Annotated in this window: 8 protein-coding genes; 7 read left to right on the plus strand and 1 reads right to left on the minus strand. The window is 73.2% G+C overall.

Annotated elements, in window-relative coordinates; translation table 11 throughout:
• Window positions 1-235 precede the first annotated feature (235 nt).
• Both AB0D29_RS38405 and AB0D29_RS38410 read left to right on the plus strand, forming a co-directional pair.
• Entirely contained in the window at window positions 236-1,123 is an 888-nt protein-coding gene (locus tag AB0D29_RS38405; protein ID WP_362860483.1) for a TIGR01777 family oxidoreductase, read from the plus strand.
• Window positions 1,124-1,309: 186 nt separating this feature from the next.
• Entirely contained in the window at window positions 1,310-2,581 is a 1,272-nt protein-coding gene (locus AB0D29_RS38410) for an NAD(P)/FAD-dependent oxidoreductase (protein ID WP_362860484.1), read from the plus strand.
• A gap of 52 nt (window positions 2,582-2,633) precedes the next feature.
• Here AB0D29_RS38410 and AB0D29_RS38415 read toward each other — a convergent pair whose 3' ends face one another.
• Window positions 2,634-4,073: a regulator gene (locus AB0D29_RS38415; RefSeq protein WP_362860485.1), complete on the minus strand. Its 1,440-nt coding sequence runs from the start codon at window positions 4,071-4,073 to the stop codon at window positions 2,634-2,636.
• Between the two features lie 173 nt (window positions 4,074-4,246).
• On the opposite strand from AB0D29_RS38415, the gene AB0D29_RS38420 reads away from it, so the two are divergent.
• From AB0D29_RS38420 to AB0D29_RS38440, 5 genes are all read left to right on the plus strand, one after another.
• A complete protein-coding gene (locus AB0D29_RS38420; protein WP_362860486.1) occupies window positions 4,247-4,567 on the plus strand; it encodes a hypothetical protein in 321 nt (106 codons plus the stop codon).
• Window positions 4,568-4,643: 76 nt separating this feature from the next.
• Window positions 4,644-5,444 carry a lipoyl(octanoyl) transferase LipB gene (gene lipB, locus AB0D29_RS38425; protein WP_362860487.1) on the plus strand — a complete coding sequence of 267 codons (801 nt, stop codon included), beginning with the start codon at window positions 4,644-4,646 and terminating at the stop codon, window positions 5,442-5,444.
• Between the two features lie 110 nt (window positions 5,445-5,554).
• Complete coding sequence (lipA, locus tag AB0D29_RS38430) at window positions 5,555-6,505, plus strand: lipoyl synthase (protein ID WP_362860488.1); 951 nt, start codon at window positions 5,555-5,557, stop codon at window positions 6,503-6,505.
• 255 nt (window positions 6,506-6,760) lie between these two features.
• On the plus strand, window positions 6,761-6,958 hold the full coding sequence (locus tag AB0D29_RS38435) for a hypothetical protein (protein ID WP_215013833.1): 198 nt from the start codon (window positions 6,761-6,763) through the stop codon (window positions 6,956-6,958).
• A 9-nt stretch (window positions 6,959-6,967) separates the two neighbouring features.
• On the plus strand, window positions 6,968-7,726 hold the full coding sequence (locus tag AB0D29_RS38440; RefSeq protein ID WP_362860489.1) for a DUF4191 domain-containing protein: 759 nt from the start codon (window positions 6,968-6,970) through the stop codon (window positions 7,724-7,726).
• Window positions 7,727-7,729 lie beyond the last annotated feature (3 nt).

Genomic DNA, 7,729 nt, shown 5'->3' on the forward strand with positions numbered 1-7,729 from the left:
ACCTTCGCGCGGCTCGCCGCCGAGATCGCCGCCGCCGCCCGCGCGGCCATCGCGCACGGCGTCCGGCCCGGGGACCGGGTGGCGATCTGGGCGCCAAACGCCGGCCGATCCAGCCCCGCCGGCGTTTGAGGCGCGGGCGCGGAGCACCGTGGGGTGACGGGCGGAAGGCACTGCGCCGCGCCCGGAGGCGAACGGCACTCCATCTGCGCGGCCACCCGCCAGGGAGAATGGCGGCATGCGTATCGCAGTCACCGGGTCGACCGGGCTCATCGGAAGTGCACTCGTGCGGTCCCTCCGGGCAGACGGCCACGAGGTGGTGCGGTTCGTGCGGCGGGAGCCGGCCGGCGGGGACGAGGCGCGGTGGGACCCCGCGCGCGGGTACGTCGACCCCGCGGGGCTGGCCGGCTGCGGGGCCGTAGTGCACCTGGCCGGGGCCGGGATCGGGGACCACCGGTGGACGGCCGCGTACAAGAAGGAGATCCGGGACAGCCGGGTGCTCGGAACCGCCGCCATCGCCCGCGCCGCGGCCGCGCTCGACGAACCGCCCGCCGTGCTCGTCAGCGGTTCCGCCGTCGGCTACTACGGGGACACCGGCGACCGGGTCGTCGACGAGGACGCCCCCGCCGGGCAGGGCTTCCTGCCCTCGGTCTGCGTGGAGTGGGAGGCGGCCGCCGCCCCCGCCCGAGAGGCCGGGATCCGGACCGCCTTCGCCCGTACCGGACTGGTCGTCGCCCGCGAGGGCGGGGCCTGGGGCCGGATGTTCCCGCTCTTCCGCGCCGGTCTCGGCGGCCGGCTGGGCAACGGCCGCCAGTACTGGTCGTTCATCTCCCTCCGGGACGAGGTCGCGGCCCTGCGCCACATCATCGACACCCCCGGCATCGAAGGCCCCGTCAACCTCACCGCCCCCGAGCCGCTGACCAACCGCCAGGTCACCGCGGCCATGGGCCGGGTGCTGCACCGGCCCGCGCTGCTGCCCGTACCGGCGCCGGCCCTGCGCATCGTGCTCGGGGAGCTCTCCGCGGACGTGCTGGGCAGTCAGCGCGCCCGCCCCGCCCGGCTGCTGGCCTCCGGCTTCGTCTTCCGCGACCCCGGCATCGAGCAGGCCCTCCGCGCCGCCCTCTGAGCCGCCCTCTGAGTCGCGAGCCCGGGGCTCCCGCCGCGTGCGACCGCCGTGCGACCGTTCGTGACCCGGATGCGACCGTCGTGCGACCGGAGTTGACCGTAATACCCAGCCGAACTCGGGTTCCCGTGGAGCCGGTTGGGGGAAGGAGGATCCCCACACAGCCGCGCCGACCTCGGGGAGGGGCACGTGCTCAGCAGCGCACACCATGCCGCGCACCATGCGGACGTCGTCATCGTAGGAGCCGGAGTCTCAGGACTCGCGGCCGCGCAGCACCTGATCGCAGCGGGAGTCACGGTCACCGTCCTGGAGGCCGCGGACGACCCCGGCGGCCGGATGGCCACGGAGTCGGCCGACGGATTCCGGCTGGACCGGATCGGCCAGCTGCTCAACACCTCGTACACGGAACTCGAACGCACCCCGGGCCTCCAGGGGCTGACCCTGCGCCCCTTCGTGCCCGGGGTCCTGGTCCACACCGACGGCAAACAGCTGCGGGCCGGGGCCCTCACCCCGGCCCGGGCCCTGGCCAGCGGCTCCCTCGACCAGGCCCGGCTCAGCGCCGCCCTCGGCCGGCTCGCCGCCCTGCCGGAGGACAAACTGCTCGCCCGTCCCGAACGCACCGCGCACGCCGCCCTGCGCTCCCGCGGGCTGCCGCCGCGCACCCTCAACGGGGTGCTCCGGCCGCTGCTCGCCGCCCTGCTCCGCGATGCGGAGCTCACCACCTCCAGCCGGGTCGCGGACCTCGCCCTGCGGACCTTCGCCCGCGGTCGCCTCGCCGTGCCCGAGGGCGGCGCGGCGGCCCTGCCCGACCTGCTCGCCGCCGCCCTGCCGCCCGGCACCGTCCGGACCGGCGTCCGGGTCCGCTCGGTGGCGACGAACCTGGTCACCACCGAGGAGCACGGCGACTTCAGCTGCCGCTCCGTCCTCCTCGCCACCGGCGCGCGCGCCGCCGCCGGGCTGTTGCCCGGCCTGCGCGTGCCCGCCTTCCACGAGGTCACCGTCCTGCACCACGCCACCGCCACGCCCTTGTCCCGGGACGGCTCGCTGCTCCTGGACGCGGACCCCAAGTGGCCCGTCTCGCACACCGCCGTGATGAGCGCGGTCGACCCGACGCGGGCCCCGGCCGGCCGGAGCCTGGTCACCACGACCGTGCTCGGACCGCCACCGCCCGTACGGACGGTCGCCTCGCGCCTCGCCCGGCTCTACGACACCGCCACCCGGGACTGGGAGCTGCTGGCCGTCCACCACACCCCGGAGGCGGTCCCCGCCATGCCCCCGCCCCACGACCTGCGGCGCCCGGTGCGGGTGCTGGCCGGGCTGTACGTGTGCGGCGACCACCGCGACACCAACACCGTCCAGGGCGCCCTGCACTCGGCCCGCCGGGCCGCCGGCGCCCTCCTGCGCGACTTCGGCATCCCGCTCCCGGCCACCCCGGAGCCCGCACTTCCGGTGGCGGCCTGAGAACCACTCGGCCCGGGCCCGGTCCCCCTCGGGGGGCCGGGCCCGCACAGCGTCACGACAACGCCGCCACCCGATCGCGGTAGGTCCGCACCGCCGAAGCGTCCCGGTACGGCTCCAGCCGCCGCTCGAAGTCCCGTACGTACTCCACCGCCCGCACCGACCGCATCTCCGACGCCTGTTGCGCCGCCTCCGCGCCCAGCGCGCACGCCTGGTCCAGCTCGCCCAGCCCCAGCCGGGCCGTGGCCAGCACCACCCGGCAGAACAGCCGGGACCGCGCGTACCCCGGCGCCCTCAGCTGGAGGGACCGCTCCGCGTGCTGGGCCGAGGCCCGGTACTGCTGGAGGTCCCGGTGGCAGTGCCCGAACTCGTCCGCGAGCTGCGCCTCGTCGTAGAACCGCGCCCAGTGCGGTACGTCGTCCCCCGGCCGGGCCGCGCCCAGCGCCCGCTCGGCCCGCACCAGTGAGGCCGTCGACGCCCGGACCTCGCCGAGCACCGCGTGCCCCCGCGCCTCAGCCGAGTGCAGCAGCGCCTGCACCACCGGCGGCGGGCCGGAGCCCACGCCCTGCTGGGCCACCCGGGCCAGCTGCACCGCCTCCCGGCCGTGGCCGAGGTAGACCGCCTGCCGGCTCATGGTGACCAGCACGTACGAGCCGTAGGCGCGGTCGGCGGCGGCCTGCGCGAGCCGCAGGGCCTGCACGAAGTACCGCTGGGCGAGCCCGTGCGCGGCGATGTCGTACGAGGTCCAGCCCGCGAGCCGGGTCAGATCGGCGGCGGCCGAGAACAGCCGCCGCCCGGTGGTCTCCCCGTAGGTGCCGCGGAGCATCGGCTCCGCCTCGTGTTCCAGGTAGCGCACCAGCGCCTGCCGGGCGTGGCCGCCGCCGTAGGCGTGGTCGAGGGTGCGGAACAGCTCGCTCACCGATCTCAGCGCGGCGATGTCCCCGCCGGTCACCCGCTGCCCGGGGCCCCGGTCGATCTGCCGCTGCCGGGGCACCGTGGCCCGGCCCTGCAGCGGGACGCGGGCCGCCGCCGGATCCGCGCCCCGGCCCACCCGCTCGTCGGGCCGCCCGATCAGCCAGTCCCGGCTCGGCACGACCAGTCCGGCCGGGGTGAAGGCGATCTTCCGGAGCTCGGCGTGTGAGCCGGAGTCCTTGCGCCACAGCCCGCTCGCGATGTCCACGGCCTCCTCCGGCGTGGCCGCGAACTCCAGCCCCGCGTACACGGGTGCGCAGGCGTCCAGCCCCAGGTCCTGCGCGGAGAGCCGCCGCCCCAGGCGCCGGGTGAACACCTCGGCGATCAGCGCGGGGGTGGTCCCGCGCGGCTGCTGCCCGCGCAGCCAGCGGGTCACGGAGGTCTTGTCGTACCGCAGGTCGAGACCGTGTTCCAGGCCGAGCTGATCGACGCGGCGGGCTAGCCCGGCGTTGGAGAACCCGGCTTCCGCGATCAGCGCCGCGAGCTGCCGGTTGGGGACGCGCTGGGCAGGTCGTTCCGTCATCGGCTCCACGGTCTCCTGACGTGACGGACCGGAGTCCCGGCCCTGTGAACGGCGTGAATGTAGCGGCGAACTTCGCCCATGCCGCCCTCTCTGCCCCACATTCATCCGATCGTGTGCAGAATGAGTAGGGCCCTTTACGGACCGACCCCCTCCGCCCACATAGGCTGCGGAGCATGACCCCTCGGCCCCACGGGGCGCACCTCCCCGAGGAGCGAACCGAATCCACCGCCCCGCTGCCCCCGCCCGAACTGACCGAGGCGGAGTGCCGCCGCTGCGGCACCTACATCGCGGGGCTCGACGGGCGGTACGCGTGCGGGGTGTGCGGCTGGGTCAACGACCACTCGGAGGGCCACCGTCGGCTGCCGCGCGCGGACGAGGACCCGGACCGGCCGCCGAAGGGCCGGCGCCGTCCGAAGCAGCTGCCGTGGCCCCCGCCGTCGCCCGGCCGGGAGCTCGCGCCCGGGCCCGCCGCGGAGCCCGACCCGGGGCCCTGAAGGGGCCCGAGCGGGCCGCCGTACCCTTGCTCAGTGAAGTACGTGCACACAGCAGGTTCAATGAGGAGGCGCTGCGGTGGCTGAGCTTGGGTTTGTCCATCTGGGCTTCGGGCCGGAATCCGTCGAGTACACCCGGGCCTGGGAAGAGCAGCGCAGGGTGCACGCGGCCCGCTTCGCGGACGAGGTCGAGGACACCTGCCTGCTGCTGGAGCACCTGCCGGTCTACACGGCGGGCCGGCGCACCGACCCCAGTGAGCGCCCGCTCGACGGCACGCCCGTGGTCGACGTGGACCGCGGCGGCAAGATCACCTGGCACGGCCCGGGCCAGCTGGTCGGCTACCCGATCATGAAGCTGCCCCGCCCGGTGGACGTGGTCGCGCACGTCCGCCGCCTGGAGGAGGCGCTGATCCGCACCGCCGCCGAGTTCGGCCTGGAGACCACCCGGGTCGAGGGCCGCAGCGGCGTCTGGGTGCTCGGCGACCCCGTCGAGGACCGCCCCATGATCGGCGGGCTCTCGCTGGACCTCGACCCGCGGCTGCACGACGAGGAGTTCGACGCCCGGCTCAACGGCCCCGAGTACGCGCCGTCCAACGCCGGCCAGCGCCGCGAGGACCGCAAGCTCGCCGCCATCGGCATCCGGGTCGCCAAGGGCGTCACGATGCACGGCTTCGCGATCAACGTGAACCCGGACAACACCTGGTTCGACCGGATCGTGCCCTGCGGCATCCGGGACGCCGGTGTGACCTCGCTCTCCTACGAGCTGGGCCGCGAGATCACCATCGCCGAGGTGCTGCCGGTCGTCGAACGGCACCTGAAGGACGTACTGGAGCACGCGGAGCTGCGGCCCCGCGACATAGAGCCGGTGGCGGGCGCCTGACCCCCCGGGAATGCGGCCGCCCCCTCGCAGGTTGGCCGACGTAAGAGCGTACGAAATTACGGGCGTACCCTGGTGGGCGCCCGAACAATCGAAGTCACAGGGAGCCGGTCGTGTCCGCAGTCGCACCCGACGGACGCAAGATGCTGCGCCTGGAGGTCCGTAACGCCCAGACCCCCATCGAGCGCAAGCCCGAGTGGATCAAGACCCGGGCGAAGATGGGTCCCGAGTACACCAAGATGCAGGCCCTGGTGAAGGGCGAAGGACTGCACACGGTGTGCCAGGAAGCCGGTTGTCCCAACATCTACGAGTGCTGGGAGGACCGCGAGGCCACCTTCCTCATCGGTGGCGACCAGTGCACCCGGCGTTGTGACTTCTGCCAGATCGACACGGGCAAGCCCGAGGCCCTGGACCGGGACGAGCCGCGCCGTGTCGGCGAGTCCGTGGTCACCATGGACCTGAACTACGCCACCATCACCGGCGTCGCGCGCGACGACCTGGCCGACGGCGGCGCCTGGCTGTACGCGGAGACCGTGCGCCAGATCCACCAGCAGACGGCGGGCCGCGAGAGCGGGCACACCAAGGTCGAGCTGCTGGCCCCCGACTTCAACGCGGTCCCGGAGCTGCTGGAGGAGGTCTTCGCCTCCCGCCCCGAGGTCTTCGCGCACAACGTCGAGACCGTGCCCCGCATCTTCAAGCGGATCCGCCCCGGCTTCCGCTACGAGCGCTCGCTCGACGTGATCCGGCAGGCCCGCGCCTACGGCCTGGTCACCAAGTCGAACCTGATCCTCGGCATGGGCGAGGAGCGCGAGGAGGTCTCGCAGGCTCTGAAGGAGCTGCACGAGGCCGGCTGCGAGCTCATCACCATCACCCAGTACCTGCGGCCCTCGCCGCGGCACCACCCCGTCGAGCGCTGGGTGAAGCCGGCCGAGTTCGTCGAGCTGGCGAAGGAGGCCGAGGAGATCGGCTTCTCCGGTGTGATGTCGGGCCCGCTGGTCCGTTCCTCGTACCGGGCGGGACGTCTGTACACCCAGGCGATGGAGAAGCGCGCCGCGAGCGTGTGAACCGCGCGTGTGAACTCGCGCACAAAGGCTTACTAGTCGGTAACACCGCAGCGACGCGGCCCCTAGGCTCTTTCAAGGAAGAGCCCGGCGGGCCGCGTCAATGTTTCGTCACGTTTGACCGCGAGGTCATGCGCTGGTAACACCAATCAGTGACGCTAGGTCCACGCACCGCACACACCGCAGTGCGCACGCACCGCAGCACGCACGCTCGCTACACGCACTGCCGACGTGAGTTCCGTGAAAGGGATCGACATCATGCAGGCCGCGCCCGTACGCGCCATCGCCATCCCGTCCCTCTCCGACGCCTTCCGGGGCATCGAGTCGCTGCTGATGAGCGGCGCCCGCCGGAACGCCTGGACGGCGGTGCTCGAAGACCGCCGCAGGGCCAAGGACAGGGTCGAAACCGAACACGTACTTGAGGCCGCGGCTACCCGAACCCCGCAGGCCACGTAAACTCGCTGTATGGCGAGGAAGTCAAACGCAGAGACTGCTGCGAACACTGGGCGACTGAAGCAGATCGCCCTCACGTACAAGATGACGCGCAAGGCCGACCCGAAGGTCGGTCTGATCGTCGCGGGCGTGGGAATTGTCACCTTCGGTGTCCTTCTTGCGATCGGCTTCCTGATCGGGCACGAGCTCTACCTGGGCATCCTGGGCCTCCTCGTGGCGTTCCTCGCGATGGCGATCGTCTTCGGACGACGGGCCGAGCGGGCTGCCTTCGGGCAGATGGAGGGACAGCCGGGCGCGGCCGCGGCCGTACTGGACAACGTGGGCCGGGGCTGGACGACCACTCCGGCCGTCGCGATGACCCGGCAGCAGGACATCGTCCACCGGGCCGTCGGCAAGGCCGGCGTCGTGCTGATCGCGGAGGGCAACCCCAACCGGGTGAAGCCGCTGCTCGCGAACGAGAAGAAGAAGCTGGCCCGGATCATGCCGGACGTGCCGGTGCACGACTTCATCGTGGGCACGGGCGAGGGCGAGGTGCCGCTCAAGAAGGTGCGCACCACCCTGCTCAAGCTGCCGCGCGTGCTGGCCGGCCCGCAGATCACCGAGATCAACGACAAGCTGCGCGCCATGGGTGACCTCATGAGCAACATGCCGCTGCCGAAGGGCCCCATGCCGAAGGGCAGCCACCTCCTCTGCATGTCCACGGCCACGGCCACACCAACAGCCACGGCCACAGTCAGCTCTTCGTCTTCGGAGTCGGGGGAACCGCCATGACGT

Origin of the sequence: Streptomyces sp. NPDC048424 (assembly GCF_040651555.1) — a bacterium.
GTDB lineage: Bacteria > Actinomycetota > Actinomycetes > Streptomycetales > Streptomycetaceae > Streptomyces.